This is a genomic window from Nakamurella sp., assembly GCF_044224575.1.
Taxonomy (GTDB): domain Bacteria; phylum Actinomycetota; class Actinomycetes; order Mycobacteriales; family Nakamurellaceae; genus Nakamurella.
In genome coordinates, this window is sequence record NZ_JBGAKE010000007.1 from 185789 (window position 1) to 207057 (window position 21269).

20 protein-coding genes are annotated in these 21269 nt (G+C 71.2%); 10 read left to right on the plus strand and 10 right to left on the minus strand.

Features of this window, described 5'->3' with window-relative positions:
• Positions 1–59: 59 nt before the first annotated feature.
• Both ACILSK_RS10430 and ACILSK_RS10435 read right to left on the minus strand, forming a co-directional pair.
• Positions 60–383 carry a hypothetical protein gene (locus tag ACILSK_RS10430; protein WP_395727081.1) on the minus strand — a complete coding sequence of 108 codons (324 nt, stop codon included), beginning with the start codon at positions 381–383 and terminating at the stop codon, positions 60–62.
• Between the two features lie 113 nt (positions 384–496).
• Positions 497–1117, minus strand: a complete 621-nt coding sequence (locus ACILSK_RS10435) for a hypothetical protein (RefSeq protein WP_395727082.1) — start codon at positions 1115–1117, stop codon at positions 497–499.
• A 922-nt stretch (positions 1118–2039) separates the two neighbouring features.
• Between ACILSK_RS10435 and ACILSK_RS10440 the strand changes: the two genes are divergently transcribed.
• From ACILSK_RS10440 to ACILSK_RS10450, 3 genes are read left to right on the plus strand one after another with little or no spacing between them, the layout of a single operon-like run.
• Entirely contained in the window at positions 2040–2417 is a 378-nt protein-coding gene (locus tag ACILSK_RS10440) for a hypothetical protein (RefSeq protein ID WP_395727083.1), read from the plus strand.
• Entirely contained in the window at positions 2417–3472 is a 1056-nt protein-coding gene (locus ACILSK_RS10445) for a M14 family zinc carboxypeptidase (protein ID WP_395727084.1), read from the plus strand. The genes ACILSK_RS10440 and ACILSK_RS10445 overlap by 1 nt, the downstream gene beginning before the upstream one ends.
• Positions 3469–3750 (plus strand): ferrous iron transport protein A, encoded by a 282-nt coding sequence (locus ACILSK_RS10450; protein ID WP_395727085.1) that lies wholly within the window; start codon positions 3469–3471, stop codon positions 3748–3750. The genes ACILSK_RS10445 and ACILSK_RS10450 overlap by 4 nt, the downstream gene beginning before the upstream one ends.
• A 48-nt stretch (positions 3751–3798) precedes the next feature.
• On the opposite strand, the gene ACILSK_RS10455 is transcribed toward ACILSK_RS10450, so the two are convergent.
• The 3 genes from ACILSK_RS10455 to ACILSK_RS10465 form a co-directional block, all read right to left on the minus strand.
• Complete coding sequence (locus ACILSK_RS10455) at positions 3799–5133, minus strand: class I SAM-dependent methyltransferase (protein WP_395727086.1); 1335 nt, start codon at positions 5131–5133, stop codon at positions 3799–3801.
• Positions 5130–6479: an FAD-binding oxidoreductase gene (locus tag ACILSK_RS10460; protein WP_395727141.1), complete on the minus strand. Its 1350-nt coding sequence runs from the start codon at positions 6477–6479 to the stop codon at positions 5130–5132. The genes ACILSK_RS10455 and ACILSK_RS10460 overlap by 4 nt, the downstream gene beginning before the upstream one ends.
• Before the next feature lie 194 nt (positions 6480–6673).
• Positions 6674–8866, minus strand: coding sequence for an elongation factor G-like protein EF-G2 (locus ACILSK_RS10465; protein ID WP_395727087.1), 2193 nt, complete (start codon positions 8864–8866; stop codon positions 6674–6676).
• A 304-nt stretch (positions 8867–9170) separates the two neighbouring features.
• Here ACILSK_RS10465 and ACILSK_RS10470 point away from each other — a divergent pair, with 304 nt between their 5' ends.
• Positions 9171–9461: a hypothetical protein gene (locus ACILSK_RS10470; RefSeq protein WP_395727088.1), complete on the plus strand. Its 291-nt coding sequence runs from the start codon at positions 9171–9173 to the stop codon at positions 9459–9461.
• 19 nt (positions 9462–9480) lie between these two features.
• Here ACILSK_RS10470 and ACILSK_RS10475 read toward each other — a convergent pair whose 3' ends face one another.
• Positions 9481–11190, minus strand: coding sequence for a PH domain-containing protein (locus ACILSK_RS10475; RefSeq protein WP_395727089.1), 1710 nt, complete (start codon positions 11188–11190; stop codon positions 9481–9483).
• Positions 11187–11696 carry a PH domain-containing protein gene (locus tag ACILSK_RS10480; protein ID WP_395727090.1) on the minus strand — a complete coding sequence of 170 codons (510 nt, stop codon included), beginning with the start codon at positions 11694–11696 and terminating at the stop codon, positions 11187–11189. Before ACILSK_RS10480 ends, ACILSK_RS10475 begins: the two co-directional genes overlap by 4 nt.
• Before the next feature lie 390 nt (positions 11697–12086).
• Between ACILSK_RS10480 and ftsZ the strand changes: the two genes are divergently transcribed.
• The 6 genes from ftsZ to ileS all read left to right on the plus strand — a co-directional run bounded on the left by ftsZ (position 12087) and on the right by ileS (position 19630).
• The gene (gene ftsZ, locus ACILSK_RS10485) at positions 12087–13376 is read left to right on the plus strand and encodes a cell division protein FtsZ (RefSeq protein WP_395727091.1); all 1290 of its coding nucleotides are present in this window, start codon (positions 12087–12089) and stop codon (positions 13374–13376) included.
• A gap of 15 nt (positions 13377–13391) precedes the next feature.
• On the plus strand, positions 13392–14123 hold the full coding sequence (gene pgeF / locus ACILSK_RS10490) for a peptidoglycan editing factor PgeF (protein WP_395727092.1): 732 nt from the start codon (positions 13392–13394) through the stop codon (positions 14121–14123).
• 155 nt (positions 14124–14278) lie between these two features.
• Positions 14279–14878 carry a cell division protein SepF gene (locus tag ACILSK_RS10495; protein WP_395727093.1) on the plus strand — a complete coding sequence of 200 codons (600 nt, stop codon included), beginning with the start codon at positions 14279–14281 and terminating at the stop codon, positions 14876–14878.
• Between the two features lie 151 nt (positions 14879–15029).
• Positions 15030–15329: a YggT family protein gene (locus ACILSK_RS10500; RefSeq protein ID WP_395727094.1), complete on the plus strand. Its 300-nt coding sequence runs from the start codon at positions 15030–15032 to the stop codon at positions 15327–15329.
• A gap of 140 nt (positions 15330–15469) precedes the next feature.
• Positions 15470–16138, plus strand: coding sequence for a DivIVA domain-containing protein (locus ACILSK_RS10505; protein ID WP_395727095.1), 669 nt, complete (start codon positions 15470–15472; stop codon positions 16136–16138).
• A 312-nt stretch (positions 16139–16450) separates the two neighbouring features.
• Positions 16451–19630, plus strand: a complete 3180-nt coding sequence (gene ileS / locus ACILSK_RS10510) for an isoleucine--tRNA ligase (RefSeq protein ID WP_395727096.1) — start codon at positions 16451–16453, stop codon at positions 19628–19630.
• A 58-nt stretch (positions 19631–19688) separates the two neighbouring features.
• Here the strand turns inward: ileS and ACILSK_RS10515 are convergent, their stop codons facing one another.
• The 3 genes from ACILSK_RS10515 to ACILSK_RS10525 are packed head-to-tail and all read right to left on the minus strand — an operon-like array spanning position 19689 to position 21244.
• Positions 19689–20123: a TA system VapC family ribonuclease toxin gene (locus ACILSK_RS10515; protein ID WP_395727097.1), complete on the minus strand. Its 435-nt coding sequence runs from the start codon at positions 20121–20123 to the stop codon at positions 19689–19691.
• Positions 20123–20353 (minus strand): antitoxin, encoded by a 231-nt coding sequence (locus ACILSK_RS10520; RefSeq protein ID WP_395727098.1) that lies wholly within the window; start codon positions 20351–20353, stop codon positions 20123–20125. Before ACILSK_RS10520 ends, ACILSK_RS10515 begins: the two co-directional genes overlap by 1 nt.
• Positions 20354–20392: 39 nt before the next feature.
• Complete coding sequence (locus ACILSK_RS10525; RefSeq protein ID WP_395727142.1) at positions 20393–21244, minus strand: NAD-dependent protein deacetylase; 852 nt, start codon at positions 21242–21244, stop codon at positions 20393–20395.
• Positions 21245–21269: the final 25 nt, after the last annotated feature.

A 21269-nucleotide genomic window follows, 5' to 3' on the forward strand; every position in this document is an offset into this window, starting at 1 on the left:
CCGCCCGCGTCGAGCGCCCAGCGCCACCGCCTGCTGGCGCCGTCGCACGCGCCGGGCGATCAGCCCACGTCGTGCCCGGCGCCGGCGGTCTCGGCGTCGGGGGCGGCCGCTTCGTCGGGATGCTTCTCGGCGTAGTCGGCCCGCTCGTCGGCCGAACAGCTGCACGGCGTCGGACCGCACCGCTGCACGAACGCCATCGGCGCTGCCGCCGTCGCCCGATGATGCGCATCGCGCAGGTGGCCGGCCACCGCGGCGTTGCCCACCGATCGCTGCAGGCCCAGCAGCACGTCGGACACGCCACCCATGGCGGCCGGACCGTCGGCGTGGCGCTGGACCGGGCGCGGTGCCGACCAGCCGGACTCGTCCGCATTGTGCTGCCGCATTCCAGCACCCTCCGGTCGTCGACGACGATCTGCCGCACCCATTGTCGACCTTGCCCGGCCGGGGGCGGAAGTTGCGGGCCCAAACCTGCCCCTTCGGGCAGGGCAGCCGGTTTCTAAGACCGCGCTTCGGCCAACCGCACCACCGGTGCGGCCACCGGGGCGCCCCGGGGCAGGGGCGGCAGCAGGATCCGCTCGGTCCACCGGGTGATCCGGCCCCGATCGATGCCCCGCGGCAGCGAGAGCTCTGCTCGGAAGTGCTCCGGTTCGGGGTGGTAGAGCAGGAACCAGGTTTGGAGATGGCCCAGGCCGGCCGAGCGTCCCGCGGCGGCCAGGTGCAGCAAGGACCCGAATTCGAAAGCCAGCTGGCCGTTGGCGTGGATCGCCTGTTCGGTGGCGTACCCGCGGGTGTGCCGGGGGCCGGCGCCGGTACTGGGCAGGCCGGTGCCCTCATCGCCGGTGGCGAGCACCACCGCGAAGTCGCCCGACGGGTGGATCGTCCGGGCCAGGTTGTTCGGGTTGTCGTAGGTCCAGCCCTGCGGGACGAGCTGTTCGCGCAGCGCCCGGGTCGCCCGGCCCCAGCGAAGCAGACCCTCCAGGATCGGTGGATCGAGCTCCGAGCAGTGCGCGGACTCGCGGTCGGCCGCGGCCAGTGCGGCGGCCACGACGTCCATCGTCAGATCCAGTTCCTCGAGTCGCACCGGACCGGAGATGAGCCCGGAGATGGAGGCCGTCACGGCGTGCCCCTTTCCATGTCGCTGATGAGGCGATCATGGCAAGGGGGTCTGACACCGCCGTCGGCTCCGCAGGTCGGGGCGCGACGCCGTGGCAACGGCGTAACAACCCGCCGAAAGAGTGACGAAGACAGTAGTGCTTTCGGGTGCCATGCTCCGATAGAGTACGAACTTTCGTACTCTGCGTGATGGGGGTATCGAGTGGGTACGGCAATGGCGCCGCGGTCCCGAGGGATCGCATCGTGGCCGCTGCAACCTGCGTGGCCGTGGGACTGGGAGAACCGGCCGGCCAAGGACGAGTGCCCGCACGAGTGGGAGGTCCTGGCCATCGCGCGTCTGTTCGATCCGCACGAGCTGGTCGCCCGGTGCGCGCGGTGTCACACGCCGCGCTGCGGCTACGCCGACGACACGGATCCGTGCCTGCGTCGACGTCACCACGAGGGACCGCACGCCGGCCCGTCGGCCTGACCCCCCGGGTCGCCGGGCAGCACACCCGTACCCGGGCAACGCCCGCCCGACCACCGAGCGCGAGCAGCCCCCACCGTGGACACCTCGCCAGTACTGCCGCGTCCATGCACCTATCGACGCACCTGATGGTCACATTACGAAGTCGTTACCACCGTTTCACCCGAAAGGTTCGTGCATACGGGTTACGCATCGGCCACCGCGAGGATTAGAGTAACCGTCAGTGATGGAGGCCCGGCGAGCCGGGGGGCACCGGGCCTTTCATCACGGACGTGCCGCCGAATGCGGCGCTCGGGCCGCCGGAGGTGGCGACGGGCCGTTCCTACGCCGGGGACGGGTCGCACCTCCGGCCCGCCCCGATCACCCCGCCTCGCCCCGACGACGAAAATGTCCGCGCGCCCTGGCCGGCCCGCGGCGTACGGTCGGGCGACAGCGCAGCACGGAGGGTGGGGGAGTGCCGATGTCCGATTCCACGCCGGTGTCGCCGGGGAATGAACCGACGAACGGCCAACTGGAACGCTTCGAGGTGGTGCTGGAGTCGCCGGCCGCCGAGTCGGCGGACGAGCGGGAGGGGCGAACGGCCCGGGTAAGTGCACTGGACCTGGACCGCCTCCCGGACCGGGACAACGTCCGGCTGCTCGTCGATGCCGAGCAACTCGACCGGCTGCGTGCAGCGGGCCTGCAGGTCAACGTCCAGCGATCCGTGCCGGTCCGGCCGCTGGACCCCGCGCTGGTCGCCACCGAGGACGATGTCGCCGGCTGGCTGACCGCCCGGTTGGGCGAGCCGGGCAGCCCGGCCGCCGACCCCGCAGCGGCGCCGAGCGACGAGGAGCAGTGATGTACCGGACCGTCGCCCAGCTGGATGCCGTCGCCGCCCAACTCGTCGCCACCGCGCCCGATCTGTGCACTGCACTGCCGCTGCCGCAATCCTCGATCCAGGGCACCCCGGTGTCCGCCCTGCGCATCGCCGCCCCGGACGGCCCGCCGATCGACCGGCGACCCGGTGTCCTGCTCATCGGCGGCACCCACGCCCGGGAGCTGATGAACCCGGACCTGCTCGTCGAGCTCGCCGTCGACCTGGTCGCGGCCTACCGCAACGGCACCGACGTCGTCCTGGGAAACCGGACGTGGCCGGCCGCGCAGCTGCGCGCCATGCTCGACACCGTGGCGCTGTACCTGCTCCCCTGCGTCAACCCGGACGGCCGCACCTACGTGATGACCGTCGACGACATGTGGCGCAAGAACCGTCGGGACAACCCCGGCACGAAGTGCGACGGCGTCGACCTCAACCGCAACGCGGACATCCTGTGGGGCGTCACCGAGGGGCAGACGTCGTGCGCACCGTGCACCGACATCTACTGCGGATCCGGGGCTTTCAGCGAGCCGGAGAACAAGAACGTCAAGCATCTGCTGGACACCTACCGGGTCGACCACTTCGCCGACGTGCACTCGTTCTCCGAGCTGGTGATCTACCCGTGGGGCCATGCCGCCAACCAGACCACGGATCCGGCGCAGAACTTCCGCACGGTGCCGACCGGGACGTGCCGGCCGCTGGGCAAGCCGGGGTACGCCGAATACATCGCGCCCGACGACCTGGCCGAGTTCCGGACGGTCGCGCAGCGGATCGTCGACGAGATCGCCGCGGTCCGTGGCCGCCGGTACAGCCCCGAGCCGGGCATGACGCTCTACCCGACCACCGGCACCCACAGCGACTACGCGTGGAGCCGGCACCTGGCCGATCCGGCGCTGCACAAGACATACGGTTACACCATCGAGACCGGGCCGTCCGGTGACGACGCCCGCGAGGCGTTCCACCCCCGGGACCCGGAGCCGATCAAGCGCGAGGCCGAGTCGGGACTTCTCGCGTTGCTCGAGGTGGCGGCCGCGGGATGAGCGTGCCGCCACCGACTCGCGGTGGTGGGCCCGCCCTCCACGGGCCCGCACCCGCCGAGCCTTTCCCCGCGGACTTCCTGCGGGCGGCCGAACCGGGCACCCGGGTGGTGGCCCGGCACCGGGTACCCGGTGGGTTCACCGACGCGCTGGGCTACCTGCGCTGGTGCGACGGCACCATGTGCGAGATCGAGACCCGCCGCGGCCCGGTCACCGTGCCGCTGGCCAATGTCGTTGCCGCGAAACGAGTTCCGGAACCACCGCCGCGCCGCGCCCGGTGACGGCCGCGCCATGTCGTCGACGGCCGTTGCCCGCGGGGAACCGCTCGGTCAGCCGGTCCACCATGGCCGCAGCGGCACGGCCGCGTCGCCCTTGTCGCCGGGCCTGACGCCCAGCACCTGGAACAGCTGGATGTTGTTGCGCTCGAAGCCGAGCCGGCAGGCCGCCATATACAGCCCCCACACCTTGGCGGTCGCCTCGCCGACGTCGTCGACACAGCGATCCCAGTTGCGTTCGAGGTTGCCGCACCAGTCACGCAACGTCATTCCATAGTGCTCGCGCAGGTTCTCGGCGTGCCGGACGTCGAAACCGGTGTCCTGCATGGCCATGATGATCCGGCCCGAGCCGGTGAGCTCGCCGTCCGGGAAGACGTACCGGTCGATGAACGGCTCGGCCTTGGGCGTGGTGCGGTTCTCCGGCCGGGTGATGCAGTGGTTCAACAACCGGCCGCCGGGTCGAAGCTTGCCGTACAGCCGGCCGAAGTAGTCGGGGTACATCCTGACGCCGATGTGCTCGGTCAGGCCGATCGAGGAGATCGCGTCGAACCCGGATTCCGGCACGTCCCGGTAGTCCATATGCCGGATCTCGGCGAGATCGGTCAGGCCGGCGTCGCGGATCGCCCGCTGCCCCCATTCCGCCTGCTGGCGGGACAGCGTGACGCCCAGCACGCGCACCCCGCGGCGGGCCGCGTGCCGCACCATCGCGCCCCACCCGCACCCGACATCGAGCAACCGGTCGCCCGGCTGCAGCCCCAGCTTGTCGAACACCAATGCATGCTTGGCGTCCTGGGCCTGCTCCAGCGTGGCGTCGATCGTCGGGTAGACCGCGCAGGTGTAGGTCATCGACGGCCCGAGCACCATCTCGTAGAAGGCGTTGGAGACGTCGTAGTGCTTGCCGATCGCCGAGGAGTCCCGCTTGCGGGTGTGCCCGAGCCCGTGGGCGACCCGCAACCACCGGGGGGTCGTCTCCTGCGGGGGCGGCGCAACCGGCAGCAGGCTGGTCAGGCCGGCACTGCGCACGAGATCCACGACCTCGCCGGGGGACGGGCGGCGCAGCCGGAGCTCGTCGTCCATCAACCGCAGCAACGGGTACGGGTCGGCCGGGTGCACGCCGGTCATGTCCATGTCGCCGGCGACGTACGCCCGGGCCAGGCCGAGGTCGCCCGGCGCGGTGAGCAGGTAGTTGAGCGCGTGCCGGTTGCGGATCTGCAGGCCGGGGGCGTCCGGCGGGCCGGCCTCGCTGCCGTCGAAGGCGGTGAGCCGGAACGGCAACGGACCGTCGGACACCGCCGAAGCCATCTGCGCGATCGTCATCGACCCGGAATGGCGGGTCGGCCTGGGCGTGTGCAGGTGGGTCGAGGTGATCGAGGATCGGAATGTGGTCATTGTCGGCGCACCGCCTTGTCATAGAGATCCAACAACCGATGGTCGGGGTCGTACCGCTCCTTGAGGCCGGAGTAGACGGCCCCGCCATACTTCGCCGCGAATTCCTCGCGGCTGTAGAAGGAATCCGAGTACAGCGACTTGTGCCCGCCGAGTTCGCCGACCACCGCTTCGATCCGGCGATTCGTCGCGCCCGGATCGTCCGGCTGCCGCGGCACCACGGACCAGAACCCGATGTTGACGTAGCTGCGTTCGGGCTCGAACGGGTGCAGCGGCCAGGTCGGTTCGCGGCTGCCGGCCGACCGGTCGGGCCGGCGGGGGATCCGCAACGGGCACAGCCAGATCGGTTCGATCGGAACCTGTTCCAGGAACCAGGTCAGGAAGTCCGCGGTCCGTTCGACGGGGATCTCGACGTCCTGCACGACCCGCTCGAACGGCGGCCGTCCGTGCAGGGCCTCCAGCCGGTCGGCGATGCCGAACCGGCGGTCCAGCGCCACCAGCTTCCAGTACACCGAACTGCGCTTGTACCGGCGCGGCCACATCCGGCGGATCGCCGGCTGCTGGGCGCCGAATGCGCGGGAACACCAGAACCAATCGGTGTCCCACCGCCACAGGTAGTCGTGAATGGTCAGCCGGTCGGTGGTGCGCTCCTGGATGGACCGGTAGTAGATCTGCTGCCCGGTGTAATCGCTGGTCGGGCCGGGTTCGTCGGTCATTCGGCCCAGGGTGAGGTACTGCTCGGTGGCGGTGAAGACCACGCCGTCCAGGTAGTCGACCCGTTCACCGCCGTGCTCGCGCGCGGCGCTGATCGTGGCCACCGCGGCCTGCAGGCCGGCCAGGTCGTGGAACCGCAGGTGCCGCAGGGCGACGAAGGGCTGCACCGGCTCGAGGCGCACCCGGAGCCGGGTCGCGTAGCCCAGGCTGCCGTAGGAGTTGGCGAAGCCGTAGAACAGGTCGGCGTGCGGACCGCCCGGCGCCGCGGTGACGACATCCCCGGCGCCGGTCAGGATGTCCATGACGACGTTGGCGTCGTACACCACGCCGCTGCGGAATGCCCCCGATTCGATGCCACCACCGGTGGCCGCCCCGCCGACGGTGATGGTCTTGAGCTGCGGGACGATCAGCGGCGCCAGGCCGTGTGGCAGGGTCGCCGCGACCAGGTCCTCGTAGGTGCACATGCCGCCGACGTCCGCCGTCATGGCGACCGGATCGACCGACAGCACCCCGGACAGCCCCGCGACGTCCAGGCCCGGGGTGTCCGTCCGGCTGCGGGCCCGGAACAGGTTCGACGTCCGCTTGGCCAGCCGCACCCGGCGATCGGCGGGAATCGATCGGTAGCTGGTCAGCAGCCGGCGGAGACCGTCGGCGTACCCGGGCTCGGCCGCCGCCGCGGCCCAGCCATGGAGGGGCGCCCGCGGCGCGGCCGGCGCCTCGGTAGGAGCGGTTCCATCGGACACAGCCCACATGCTGCACAAGTTAGTCCCGCTAGGTGACAGTCGGTTCATCCGGGCATGGTGAGACGTGTCGCATTCCCGGCTCCCGGTCAGCCCTCCTTCTTGTCCTCGGCCTGCAACCGGGTGACGACGTGCTCCGGCGCGGGCGCGTGCCGTAGGTACTGCTTGCTGTAACTTCCGGTGCCGTGGGCCAGTGACCGCAGCTCGATGGCGTACCGGATGAACTCCAGCTCCGGCACCTCGGCCTGGACCGAGGAACGACCGTCGCCGGCGGACTCGGTGCCGCGCACCCGCCCACGCTTGGCGGCCAGGTCGGCCAGGATCGCGCCGACGAACTCGTCGTCCACGGTGATCGTCACGGAGTCCATCGGTTCGAGCAGCTGGACGCCGGCGGCGTGCGAGGCCTCCCGTAGGGCCAACGATCCGGCCAGCTGGAAGGCCGCGTCGGAGGAGTCGACGCTGTGCGCCTTCCCGCCGACCAGTTTGACCCGCAGGTCGACCATCGGGTGCCCGCTCACCCCCTTGTCCAGCTGGGCGCGGATGCCCTTCTCGACGCTGGGGATGAACTGGCGGGGGACCGCCCCGCCGACGACCTGGTCGACGAACTCGAACCCGCCGCCCTCCGGCAGGGGCTCCACCTCGATCTGGGCCACCGCGTACTGGCCGTGCCCGCCCGACTGCTTGACGTGCCGGCCCACCCCGGCGCCTGCCTTCTTGATCGTCTCCCGGATCGCCACCCGCACGGGGGCGACCGCGACCTCGATCCCGGCGCGGGCCCGCAGCCGGTCCAGCAGCACCTCGAGCTGCTGCTCACCCATCGTCCACATGAGCAGCTGACCGGTCGCGGGATTCACTTCGACCCGGACCGTCGGGTCCTCCGCCTGCAGCCGGGCCAACCCCTGGACCAGCTTGTCCTCCTCGCTGGAGGTGCGGGCCGCGATGGCCACCGGCAACAACGGTTCGGGCATGGCCCAGGGCGCGAGGACGGCCGGGTCGGCCGGGTCGGACAACGTGTCGCCGGTTTCCGCGTGAGCCAGCCGGGCGACCGACACGATGTCCCCGGCGACGGCCTTCGGCACGCCCGTGAGGGTGCCGCCCAGCGGCCGGGAGATCGCTCCGGCCCGCTCGTCGAGATCGTGCTCCGCGTGCCAGGACTCGTCCTCCGCATGCCCGGAGAAGCGGGCGAAGTGGCCGGACACGTGCACCGGCACGTCCGGCAGCAGGGTGCCGGAGAACACCCGCACGATGGAGATCCGCCCGACGTACGGGTCGGTGGTCGTCTTGACCACCTCCGCGACCAGCGGTCCGTCGGGGCTACCGGTCAGGGGCTCGCGGTCCGCCCCGGCCGGCGTGTACACCGCCGGCAGCACGTGCTCCTCGGGGTGCGGGAGTCCGCGGCCGATCACCTCGATCAGCTCGGGGACGCCGAGCCCGGTGGCGGGGATGCAGGGGATCACCGGATGGAAACTGCCGTGAGCGACCGCGGTCTCCAGGTCGTCGACGACGGTGTCGAAACCGACCTGCTCGCCGGCCAGATAGCGATCGAGCAGCCCGTCGTCCTCGGACTCGGTGATCACCGCCTCGATCAGGGACTCCCGGGCGCCGGAGATCGCCTTCTGCTCGTCGTCGTCGGCCGGCCGGGCGACGCGGGCGCCGGAGGAGATGTCGTACACGGTCTGCGACAGCAGGCCGATCAGCGCGGTGGGCGGCTCGCCGACGATCGAACGGACCGGCAGGAAGAGCGGATGCACGCCATCGCCGAACGCGAGCTGGCAGTTCTCCACGGCCGCCGCGAAGTTGCCCCGGGGCTGATCGATGTGCGTGATGACGACGGCGCGCGGCATGCCGACCGCGGCACACTCCTGCCACAACATGCGGGTCGCCCCGTCGATCACTCCGCCGGCCGCGGCCGTGTCGGTGGCCGAGACGACGAACAGGGCGGCGTCCGCGGCCCGCAGGCCGGCGCGCAACTCCCCGACGAAGTCGGCGTGACCGGGGGTGTCGACGAGGTTGATCCGCACCGGGCCGGCGACCTCGGGGATGTCGGTGGCCACCACACTGGCCACCGACAACGACACCGAGCGACCCATCCGTTTTTCGACGTCCTCGAAATCGCAGACCGTGCTGCCGTTCTCGATCGAGCCGAGCCGGGTGGTCGCGCCGGTGGCCAACACGATCGAATCGACCAGGAGAGTCTTCCCGGCCCCGCCCGGGCCGACCAGCACCACGTTGCGAACCTGGTCGGTGTCGTTCTTCCCGCCCTCCCGTGTGCTCTGGGTCATCGACCGGCACCCGGGTCCGGTCGGCCGGCGCGACCGCCGGCGCCGGGCACAGCGGGACGGTCGCCGCCGACCCGGATCTGGGGGGGTTCATGAATTTTCATGTTTCGACCACCTCTGGCCGTGCCCGGACCACGACCCTGCGCCGCGGCAATGTCGGCCTTCGCCTGGCAGTCTGCCAGCGGTGCGCCCGACCGCAACCGCACCGGCGACGGCGTCCGCCGTTGGCGGCGCCCCGCACCACGGCGGATCGTGGTTGTCTGGAGGTGGCGGTGCCGCCCGCACCCCCGAAGGGAAGGACAACGTCATGAAACATCGCGACAGCGCGCCGGATCCCGTGGCCGGTCAGGACGACCGGGACACGACACCCGTGCAACCCGACTTCGCCCGCGGTCGCCTCGATCGGGAAGGCCGGTCGACCGAGTTGGGCGAGGTCGGCGAGCCCAACTTCGCCACGACGGACATCGATCCGGCCGAGCCGGACCCGATCCCGGCCGGGACCCCGAACTTCGCCACCACGAACATCGATCCGGACGAGCCGGACCCCATCGACCCGAACCGGCCCAACTTCGCCACCCGGGACCAGGATCTGTCCTAGCGGATCTGTCCTCGCGGTCTTAGCGGGCGGGCGGGAGCGGCCATTGCGGCAGCAGCCGGCGCGCGAGGTCGATGGCAACCCGCAGCTCCAGGTCGGGCACGTCGTAGTGCTGCGCCCCGGCCGCGGTGGTGGCGATCAGGGTGGCCACGCCGGCCCGTCGTTGGAACAACGAGCGCCGGATGGTCACCCCGACGATGCCGTCGACGGCCAGCACCGTGCGCCGCCGGTACAGCGACCCGACCTGGACGATCAACCGGCCGTCGGTGACGGCATGGCCGAGCGCCCGGTAGCGGTCGGCGGCCAGCGGGAACGCCGCCAGCACGACCACGGCCCAGGCGGCGAGGAGCGGGGCGGGCGCGCCGGCCCACCAGGTGAGCGCGGCCGCACCCACGGCCACCGGCAGGGTGCCGGCCAGTGCGCGCGTGTACCGCCGACGCCGGGCGACCGGGCCGTGCGCGATCAGCGGGGGGTCGACCGGCCGGGCGTCGCCGCTGTTCGGGTCCAGGACGGCCGCCTCCACCCGCCGCACCTCGGCGGCCGGCGCCGGCGGCATGAGCAGCGAACTGCCACCGCCGTCGGTGTCCTCGCCGCCCGCCCGCCGCAGCCCGGTGACGATCGCATGCAGCCGGGCCCCGCCGACCCAGCGCAACACGATCGGCTCCCGCCGTTGCACGCCGCGCAGCCGGCGCTCGGCCAGGCTGGTCGACCGGGTGGTCACCAGCCCGCGGGTCACCTGCAGCGTCCCGCCCGGATGCCGGGTGAGCCGGAAACCGGTGTAGGAGATGACGTAGCCGGCCACCGACAGGATCGTCACGCCGATGACGACGGCGGCCGCGGCCAGCGCCACGTCCCACCAGACGGAGTGGCCGCGCAGGTACCCCAGAACCTGCTCGACCGCCCCGAAGTCGGCCGGGTTCAGCCGCGCCTCGTGCAGCAGCCGGAACCCGAAGCCGATCAGCACCGCGCCGGTGAGCACGCCGGACAGCGTCGCCGGAGCCAGGGCGATCCAGCCACGATGCAAGCGGGCCAGCTCGACCTCGCCGTCGATGGTGGCGCCGCCGCCGGCTGCCGCCGACGGTGCGACGGGGTCCGCCGTCCGTGCGGGCGCCCGGTGCAGCAGTTCGGATCGCAGGGCCGGCACGGCCGCGGCCGGCAGCCCGTCCAGCCGCACCGATCCGTTGTGGGCGTGCGAGCTGCCGGTGCCGATGTCCACCCGGACCAGGCGCAGCAGGCGCTGCAGCGGATGGGCGCTCACGTCGAGCGTGCGGATGCGGTCCCGCGGCACGGTCAGCTGCGCGCGCTGCAGGATGCCGCGACGCACCTCGACCACGGTCGCGGTGATCCGGTAGCGGGTCGACAGGTACCGGGCGATGCCGAGGGCGACGACCACGGCGGTGCCGATCAGCCCCCACGGGGGTCCGTCGTCGTTGCGGGCGCCCGCGATCAGCAGGATCAGCAGCATCGGGATGAACCGGATGACCTCGCGGACCGGCTCGACCAGCAGCATGCCGGGGGACAGGCGCCGCCACGGTGGCTCCCCGGCGCTCGCCGGTCGGTCGGTCGCCGGGTCATCGGTCGCGGCGTCGTCGGTCGCGGGGTCGTCGGTCGCGGGATTGTGGGTCACGGGCGTGTCGGTCACCGGCCCGTCCGTCACCGACCGGTCGCTCACCGGGCCTTCGTTCACCGGGTCGTCGTTCACCGGGTCGTCGGTCACCGGGCCGTCCGTCACGTGGCGTCTCCCCGGAAGTCCTGCGCGGCGGCGGTGATCCGGGCCGCGAGCTCGGTCGCCGTGCGCTCATCGAGCCCTTCGACCCCGACCGGGCCGGCGGCGGATGCCGTGGTCACGGTCAGCGTGGTGAGCCCGAACAGGCGGGCCAGCGGGCCGCGGGCGCTGTCCACCGTCTGCACCCGGGTCAGCGGAGCGATGCGCCACTCCTGCGTCCACCAGCCGGTGCGGGTGTACACGGCGGTCCCGGTCAGCTCCCACCGGTGGACCCGGTAGCGCCAGAGCGGCATGACCGCGAGGTGGATCGCCGCGAGTGCCCCGGTGACGATCAGCAGCGGAACCTTCCACGGTGGGATCGGCCAGTTCAGCGTCAGCGCGACGACCTGGATTGCGACGACCAGGAGCCAGCCGGCCAGCGCCCGGACGAGCCAGTACCAGATCGCACGGTGCGCGACCTGGTGCGCCGGTGTCCGCAGAACCGGAGCCGCAGCGGCCGAGTCGGTGGGCATCCCCCCATCGTCCGCCGGGTCCGGTACCGGGGGCGTCGGGTCGAGTGGCCAGGTTCGGCCCTCCCGCCGCGCGGTGCGGGGCGCAAGGTGGCACGTCGAGCGGGGGCGGAGGGGAGGGCCGCCACGGCCGTGCCGTCACTCCCGGCGGCCGGACGACACCGAAAACACCGGCAAAGTCCGTCGCTGCGCGGCGCGCCTCCGAGGCGCCGTGTGACGCCGCACCTACCTTCAACCCCAGCGCCACTACCTGACATAACTATAACCGTATGGTTGAGGTTGAGGGTTTCGACACGCCGAACGGGGCAGTTGAGTCAGGCATCACCGGCGCATCCGCAGCAGGCAACGAGCCGGTCCTGGTTACCGCCGGACCGAACAGAAAGGCGAAGGCGAATGACGCCACCGCACAACTACCTGGCCGTCATCAAGGTCGTCGGCATCGGCGGCGGCGGCGTGAACGCCATCAACCGGATGATCGAGGTCGGCCTGCGCGGGGTCGAGTTCATCGCGATCAACAACGTCGGCCGGGAGATGACCCGTGGGCTCGGCGCCGGGGCGAACCCCGACGTCGGCCGCAAGGCCGCCGAGGACCACCGCGAGGAGATCGAGGAGGTGCTCAAGGGTGCCGACATGGTCTTCGTCACCGCCGGGGAAGGCGGTGGCACCGGAACCGGTGGCGCGCCGGTGGTCGCCTCGATCGCCCGCAAGCTGGGCGCCCTGACCATCGGCGTGGTCACCCGGCCGTTCCAGTTCGAGGGTCGCCGGCGGGGTGGTCAGGCCGAAGAGGGCATCAAGATGCTCCGCAACGAGTGCGACACCCTCATCGTGATCCCCAACGACCGGCTGCTGCAGCTGGGCGACATGGGTGTCTCGCTGATGGACGCGTTCCGCTCGGCCGACGAGGTGCTGCTCAACGGTGTGCAGGGGATCACCGACCTGATCACCACCCCCGGCCTGATCAACGTCGACTTCGCCGACGTCAAGTCGGTCATGGCCGGCGCCGGCACCGCCCTGATGGGCATCGGCTCGGCCCGCGGCGAAGGCCGCTCCGTGCAGGCCGCCCAGAAGGCGATCAACTCGCCCCTGCTGGAGGCGTCCATGAACGGCGCGCACGGAGTGCTGCTGTCCATCGCCGGCGGCTCGGACCTGGGCCTGTTCGAGATCAACGAGGCCGCCTCGCTGGTCCAGGAGGCCGCGCACGAGGATGCGAACATCATCTTCGGCACCGTCATCGACGACTCGCTGGGCGACGAGGTGCGGGTCACCGTCATCGCCGCCGGCTTCGACTCCAGCCCGTCGGTGTTGTCCCCGAGCGTCGAGCAGCGGGTCCGGGCGACCGCGGGCGTCGGTCCGGCCGGCGGGCCGAGCGGCCGGTTGACCGGTCGCGGTGGCTACGACGGCAGCCTGGACGGTGGCCTGAACGGGACCGGCAACGGTGGCTTCTCATCCCACCCGCCGCGGGTCGAGCCGCCGCAGCCGCAGTACGGGGCGCCGGCCCAGCCGCAGTACGCCGCCACTCCGCCGCCCCCCGCCCGCGGCACCGCGCCGGCGTACCAGCAGCAGGCACCCGGTCGCTACCAGGCCCAGCCGCCTGCGCATCAGGGGGCTCCCGCCGGCCGCGGCCGCCCGCCGGTCGAGCTGGACGACGACGACGTGGACGTCCCCTCGTTCATGAAGCGCTGACCCTGTCCGCCCCTGATGGCACTGCCCTCCGCGCCGGTGATCGGAACCCTGTTCACGACCCGGCGCGGAGGCGTCTCCGTCGCGCCCTACGACGACCTGAACCTCGGTGGGTCCGTCGGTGACGATCCGGCGGCCGTCCGGGTGAACCGGGCCATGGTCGCCGAGCAGGTCGGCGTTCCCGCGGATCGGTTCGTCTGGATGAACCAGGTGCACGGTGTGTCGGTGCGGGTGGTCGGCCGGGACGGTGACGGTCCGCCCGGCGAGTGCGACGGCATCGTCACCGCCACGCGCGGCGTCGCGCTGGGGGTGCTCGCCGCCGACTGCGTGCCGGTCCTGGCCGGGGACGCCCGGGCCGGGGTGATCGGCGCCGCGCACGCCGGCCGGCGGGGTGCCGCAAATGGCATCGCGGTGCGGCTCGTCTCGGCGATGGCCGACCTGGGCGCCACCGCCGACGACATCACCGTGTGGCTCGGCCCGGCCATCTGCGGCCGGTGTTACGAGGTGCCGGCCGAGCTGCGCGACCAGGTGGAGCGAACGTTGTCCGGGTCGGCGTGCGTGACCGATCGAGGCACCCCCGGCCTCGATCTGCGGGCCGGTCTGCGCCGGCAGTTGACCGCGCTGGGCGTGCGCCACGTCGAGGTCGACACCCGTTGCACCCACACCGATCCCGACCTGTTCAGTCATCGCCGTGGGGCGCCGACCGGGCGGCAGGCCGGGCTGATCTGGTGCACGCCGGAAGGGGCGTGAAGCCGCGATGACGCCGTGTCGATCAAGGGGTGTGTCGCACCACATTCCGCGTGCGGATCGGGGATAACCTCACCGGCAGGCGTGGAAATCGGTTCGCGTGGCAGCGGTTTGGCAGCAGTTTGGCAGCAGTCGGCCAGCAGGGGAAGGATCGGGAAATGGGATCGTGGCGCAAGGTGGGCGCATTCCTCGGGCTGATGCCGGAGGACGGCCGCCGGGACGAGTACGGCGAGGAGTACCCGGATGGCCATTACCACGACGGGACCTACCCGGAGGGGTACGAGGGTGATCGCGCGCCCGAGTACGACGATCATTACGATCACGGTCGGCAATCGCCGTACCAGGGCGCGCCGCGCTCGGTTCCGGCCTACGAGCCGCCGATGACCCAGGGCGCGCTGGCGGTCCAGGCCCGGCCCGAGGTGCGGCGCGACTACGCCGAATCCGCCGGGGCGATCCGGCCCGTCACCGTCAAGCTGACCGGGTTCGGCGAGGCGCGGATCATCGGCGAGAAGTTCCGCGAAGGCAAGCCCGTCATCCTGGACATGACCGAGATGGACGACACCGGCGCCCGGCGCCTGGTCGACTTCGCGGCCGGCCTGGCGTTCGCGCTTCGCGGGTCCATCGACAAGGTGACCACCAAGGTCTTCATGTTGCTGCCGCCGGACACCGAGATGCCCGAGCTGCCCGACTACGAGCCCGAATACGCCGGCTACGCCAGCCGGCCGCCGGCCTATGCCGGAGGCCGCTCCGGACGCTGATCGGTCCGCCCACCGCCTCGACGCGCCGCACCCCTTCCCGGTGCGGCGCGTCGGCGTGTCCGGGCGTGCGGTCGCACAAGGGTTCGATCGGTCTCGGCCACGCCGGGCCCGAGCTGGAGTCGGGCTCGACCCATCAGGTAGAAGTGGAGGGGTGAACGTTCTCTGGCAGATCGTCTGGCTGCTCCTCTGGTTCTTCCGGCTGGCGCTACTGGGCCGGATCGTCATCGAGTTCGTCCGGGTGTTCGCCAAGACCTGGCGCCCGGCCGGCACCCCGGCGGTCGCGATGGAAGTGCTCTACGTCACCACCGACCCGCCGGTGAAGTTGTTCCGCAAGATCATTCCGACCGTCCGGCTGGGCGGAATGGGCTTCGATCTGAGCATCATCGTGCTGCTGATCATCGTGTACATCCTGATGGAGGTCGTCTCGCGGCTCGCCTTCGCCGCCCTCTGACCGCGCCCGCCCGGAGTCGATGGTCGCGTCGCGACGAGTAAAGACGAGGCTCGAGCGGGCCCCGGCCGACTATCCTTTCCCGAGACGATCACGGCAAGCGCTGTGCAGACAGTCTGAGTAGAGCCACCGAGGAGCAAGTCATGCCGCTGACCCCAGCCGATGTGCACAACGTTGCGTTCAAGAAACCGTCGATCGGCAAGCGCGGCTACGACGAGGACGAGGTCGACGCCTTCCTGGACGTGGTCGAGGCGGAGATGGCCCGCCTGATCGAGGAGAACGCCGAGCTCAAGGCCAAGACCGACCAGGTCGCCGGTGGCCACACCGTGCCGCTGACCAAGCCGGCCGCCGAGGCCGCGCCCATGTCCGCCGGGGACGCGCACACCGCGGCCGCGCGGCTGCTCGGGCTGGCGCAGGAGACCGCCGACAAGCTGACCACCGAGGCGCGGGCCGAGGCCGAGCGGGTGACCGGTGAGGCGTCGGCGCAGGCGGAGAAGACGGTGTCCGAGGCCAACAGCCAGGCCGAGGCGCTGCTGGCCGATGCCACCGCGCGCGCCGAGGCGGCCGAGCGGGACAGCCGGACCAAGGCCGAGAACCTCGACCGCGAGGCCAAGACCCGGTACGACGAGGCGATCGGCAAGCTCTCCAACGACCGGGTCGGCCTGGAAAAGAAGATCGAGGATCTGCGCGGCTACGAGAAGGAGTACCGCGGCCGACTCAAGAGCTGGATCAGCGACCAGCTGGCCCAACTGGACGACAGCGGCTCCCGCGAGCAGCAGCCGGTGGCCGTCACCTCGGGCCCGGGGGACTGAGCGCCGGGAATATCCCTGGACCGGCGGCGTTAGGCTTGAACCAAGGATCATCAGCACGACGGCATCGACCCGGCCATCACCGGTGAGCCATTCGGAAGAACGGAACGTCGGTCCCCTGATCGACCGGGGCCGACGTTCTCACTAGACCCGAACGGGTCCGGCCCGACACAGCCGGCGAACGAGCGGTCCGGGCCGGTGCTCTGCGCGAGCGCCGGAGCCGGGCAAGCGGGGTGGTACCGCGGGACGCGCCCGGCACCGGGCGCGCCTCGTCCCTGCAGTGAGAACGACCTGCAGCGACGAGGAGTACCCATCATGACCAGCAGCTACCCGCGGGCCGGCGCCGAGTCGGTCGCCACCCACCCCGACTTCCCGACCCTCGAACGCGAGGTCCTGGCCTACTGGGCCAAGGACGGCACCTTCCAGGCGTCGGTCGATCAGCGGGACGCCGGCGAGAACGGCGGCAACGAGTACGTCTTCTACGACGGCCCGCCGTTCGCCAATGGCCTGCCGCACTACGGTCACCTGCTGACCGGCTACGTCAAGGACACCGTTCCGCGGTACCACACGATGAAGGGCCGCAAAGTGGAGCGGCGCTTCGGCTGGGACACCCACGGTCTGCCGGCCGAGGTGGAGGCCGAGCGGCAGTTGGGCATCAAGCACAAGTCCGAGATCGTCGGCATGGGCGTGGAGGCCTTCAACGACGCCTGCCGCTCCTCGGTGCTGCGGTACACCCACGAGTGGCAGGAGTACGTCACCCGGCAGGCCCGCTGGGTGGATTTCGACAACGACTACAAGACCCTCGACCTGGACTACATGGAGTCCGTCATGTGGGCCTTCAAGACGTTGTGGGACAAGGGCCTGATCTACGAGGGCTACCGGGTGCTCTGGTACTGCTTCCGGTGCGAGACGCCGCTGTCGGCCACCGAGACCAAGATGGACGACACGTACCGCAGCCGGCAGGACCCGGCCGTCACCGTCCCGCTCCGGCTGCGGTCGGACGACCCCACCCTCGACGGGGTCAACGCGCTGGTCTGGACGACCACGCCGTGGACGCTCCCGTCCAACCTGGCCGCCGCCGTCGGGCCGGACATCGACTATGTCGTCGTCGAGTCGTCCGGCCCGTTCGCCGGCCGGTACCTGCTCGCGCAGGCTCGCCTGGGTGCGTACGCGCGCGAACTGGGGGAGGAGCCCCAGGTGCTGGCCCATTACACCGGGGCCCAGCTGGTGGGAACGCCCTACAGTCCTCCTTTCGAATTCTTCGTCGGCCGGGACAACGCGCACCAGGTGCTGACCGCCGATTACGTCAGCACCGAGGACGGGACCGGCATGGTGCACATCGCCCCGGCCTTCGGTGAGGAGGACAAGGCCGTCACCGACGCCGCCGGCATCGAGGTGGTCAACCCCGTCGACGCGCAGGGCCGGTTCACCAGCCAGGTACCGCCGTACGAGGGCTTTCAGGTCTTCGACGCCAACATCCCGATCATCGCCGATCTGAAGGCGGCCGGGCTGCTGCTGCGCCGGGACTCCTACGAGCACCCGTACCCGCACTGCTGGCGCTGCGACACCCCGCTGATCCAGCGGGCGGTCTCGTCCTGGTTCGTGGCCGTCACCACTTTCCGGGACCGGATGGTCGAGCTGAACCAGCAGATCACCTGGGTGCCCGGGCACATCAAGGACGGCCAGTTCGGCAAATGGCTGGAGGGTGCCCGCGACTGGTCGATCTCCCGCAACCGCTTCTGGGGCTCGCCCATCCCGGTGTGGACCTCGGACGACCCGGCGTACCCCCGGGTCGACGTCTACGGGTCGCTGGACGAGCTGGAACGCGACTTCGGCGTGCGGCCGACCGACCTGCACCGGCCGATGATCGACGAGCTGACCCGGCCCAACCCGGACGACCCGACCGGCCGTTCGACCATGCACCGGGTGCCGGAGGTGCTGGACTGCTGGTTCGAGTCGGGCTCCATGCCGTACGCCCAGGTGCATTACCCGTTCGAGAACGCTGGGTGGTTCGAGCACCACTATCCCGGCGACTTCATCGTCGAGTACAACGGGCAGACCCGCGGCTGGTTCTACACGCTGCACGTGCTGGCCACCGCACTGTTCGACCGGCCGGCGTTCGTCACCTGCATGGCCCACGGCATCGTGCTGGGTGACGACGGGCAGAAGATGAGCAAGTCGCGCCGCAACTACCCCGACGTGGGGCAGGTGTTCGAGCGGGACGGCTCGGACGCGATGCGCTGGTTCCTGATGGCCTCGCCGATCCTGCGCGGCGCCGACCTGGTCGTCACCGAGCAAGGCATCCGGGACAGCGTCCGGCAGGCGGTGCTGCCGCTGTGGAACGCCTGGTCCTTCCTGTCGCTGTACGCGAACGCGGCCGGGGTGGCCGGCACGGTGCGCACCGACTCGACCGACGTGCTCGACCGGTACATCCTGGCCAAGACCGCCGAGCTGATCGGCGTCGTCACTACCGCGATGGACGGCTACGACCTGGCCGGCGGCTGCCATGCGGTGCGGGTGTACCTGGACGGGCTGACCAACTGGTACATCCGGCGCTCCCGCCAACGGTTCTGGGACGGTGACCGGGACGCCATCGACACCCTGCACACCGTGTTGGAGGCGCTGTGCCGGGTAGCCGCGCCGCTGCTGCCGCTGATCACCGAGGTGATCCACCGGGGGCTGACCGGGTCGCGGTCGGTGCACCTGTCCGACTGGCCCACACTCGCCGAACTGCCACTGGACGCCGACCTGGTGGCCGCGATGGACGAGGTCCGCGAGGTCGCGTCCGTCGCGCTGTCGGTGCGCAAGGCCGGCAAGCTCCGGGTGCGGCAACCGCTGGCCTCGATGACGGTGGCCGTCCGGGACGCAGCCGCCCTGGCCTCCTTCGCCGACCTGCTGGCCGACGAGGTCAACGTCCGCACCGTGGACGTCACCGAACTCGCCGAGCACGACGAGCGGGTCACCCGCCGGCTCACGGTGAACGCCCGCGCGGCCGGGCCGCGGCTGGGCAAGCAGGTGCAGCAGGTGATCAAGGCGGCCAAGGCCGGCGACTGGACGGTCGCCGACGACGGCACCGTGACCTGCGGGGACGTCGTGCTCGCCGACGGGGAGTACACCCTCGAGCTGTCCGCCGCCGGCGCGTCCTCGGACGCGGTCGGGCTGCTCGGCTCGGGCGGGTTCGTCGCGCTGGACACCGCGCTGGACGACGACCTGATCGCCGACGGCCTGGTCCGGGACGTCGCCCGCGGCGTGCAGGACCTGCGTAAGAGCGCCGGGTTGGACGTCTCCGACCGGATCGAACTGGTGGTGGCCGGCGACGACGAGGTGGCTCGGGCCGCCGTGCTCGGTCGCTGGGGTTGGCTGGCCGAGCAGGTGTTGGCCGTGGGTGACCCCGCTGTGTCGACGGAGCTGCCCGCCGGGTGGGCGGGCACCACCGACCTGGTCGTGGGCACCGGCGTCAACGCCAAGCTTGCGGTCGCCGTGCGCAAGGTCTGATCGGCGACGGGCCGGAAGATCGGTGCGGACTGCCGCGCCGATCTTCCGGTTCGCCCGATCAGGCGAACGGGTCGACGACCTTGATCCCGTCGAACCGCCGGAACCCCCGGTCGCGGGTGTAGATGGTGGACACGCCGTTGCTGAGCATGAGTGCGGCGATCACGGCGTCGGGAACCAGATTGCCCCGGATCGGCTGGCCGATCTCCACGTGCTGGAATGCGGTCCACATCCTGGCGTCCTCGCCGACGACCCGGACCGACCGCGCGGCCACGAACTGATCGATCACCGTTGATGCCTCGGCGACGGTCAGCGGATTCGGCATGATCCGTGGGTGAGTCGAGATGCGAAGAAATCCCGTCAGTACCGGCCAGAGCACGACACACAACCCCGGACCGGACACCATTCGACTCACCAGGGTCTGCGCGTGATCATGCTCGGGTGCATCGGTGTTGCTCGCGTAGATGAGGATGTTGGCGTCGATGGTGTACGACATCAGTCTCGACGGTCCAGGACGTCCCAGACTGCTTCCTTGTCCTCGATGTCGATCAATGGCGTGCCCATTGCCTTGACGGGCCAATGCAGATCGACCGCCGGTTCGGGCTCTTGCGCCAACGCCTTGCTCAACAGTTCGGACGCAAGTGCGCCCAGAGTCTTGCCCTCCCGCTGCTGCCGTTCCTTCAGCGCAGCCAACACCAGCGGGTCGAGGTCGATCGTTGTCCGCACGCATCTGATGCTATACGACTGCGCATCAGATGCGTCAGGTCAACCCCCCCAGCGGTCGGCCAGTGCGGTCAGCGTCTCGGTGCAACCGGCGTGCACCCGGCCGGTGGCCAGCGGGTCGCCGCGGGTGATGCCGCGGTTGACGATGACGATCGGCCACCCCAACTTCGCGGCGTGCCGGACGAACCGGAGGCCGGACATCACCGTCAACGACGATCCGGCGACGAGCAGCGCACCGCCCGCGTCCATGGCCGCATAGACCTCATCCACCCGGGACTTGGGCACGTTCTCGCCGAAGAACACGACGTCCGGCTTGAGCGTTCCGCCGCAGCGCAGGCAGGCCACCAGGCGAAACCCGGAGGTGTCCTCGAGTTCGACGTCCCCGTCGGGGGCCGTGCGGACGTCGGCGTGCTCGGCGAAGTCGGGGTTGGCGGCGTCGAGCCGGTGGTGCAGGTCGAGCCGTCCGGTCCGGTCGCCGCAGTGCAGGCAGATCACCTGGTCGATGCGGCCGTGCAGGTCGATCACCGCCCGGCTGCCGGCGGCCCGGTGCAGCCCGTCGACGTTCTGGGTGATCAGCGTGCGGACCACCCCGGCCGACTCGAGGGCGGCCAGCGCGCGGTGCCCGTCGTTCGGCCGGGCGGAACCCAGCCGTTGCCAGCCGACGTGGCTGCGCGCCCAGTACCGTCGCTGCGCCCGCGGACCGGAGACGAACTCGTCGTAGGTCATGGGGGATCGGGGTGGGGAATCGGGGCCGCGGTAGTCGGGGATGCCGGAGTCGGTGGACAGGCCGGCGCCGGTCAGCACGATCAACCGGCGGCCGGCCAGCCGGTCGGCGGCCGCATCGGCCGACACCAGCGGTGCGCTGACCGACCCGGACCGCGGGGTGTCGGGAATGCGGGGGCCGAGTGCGGTGGTGGAG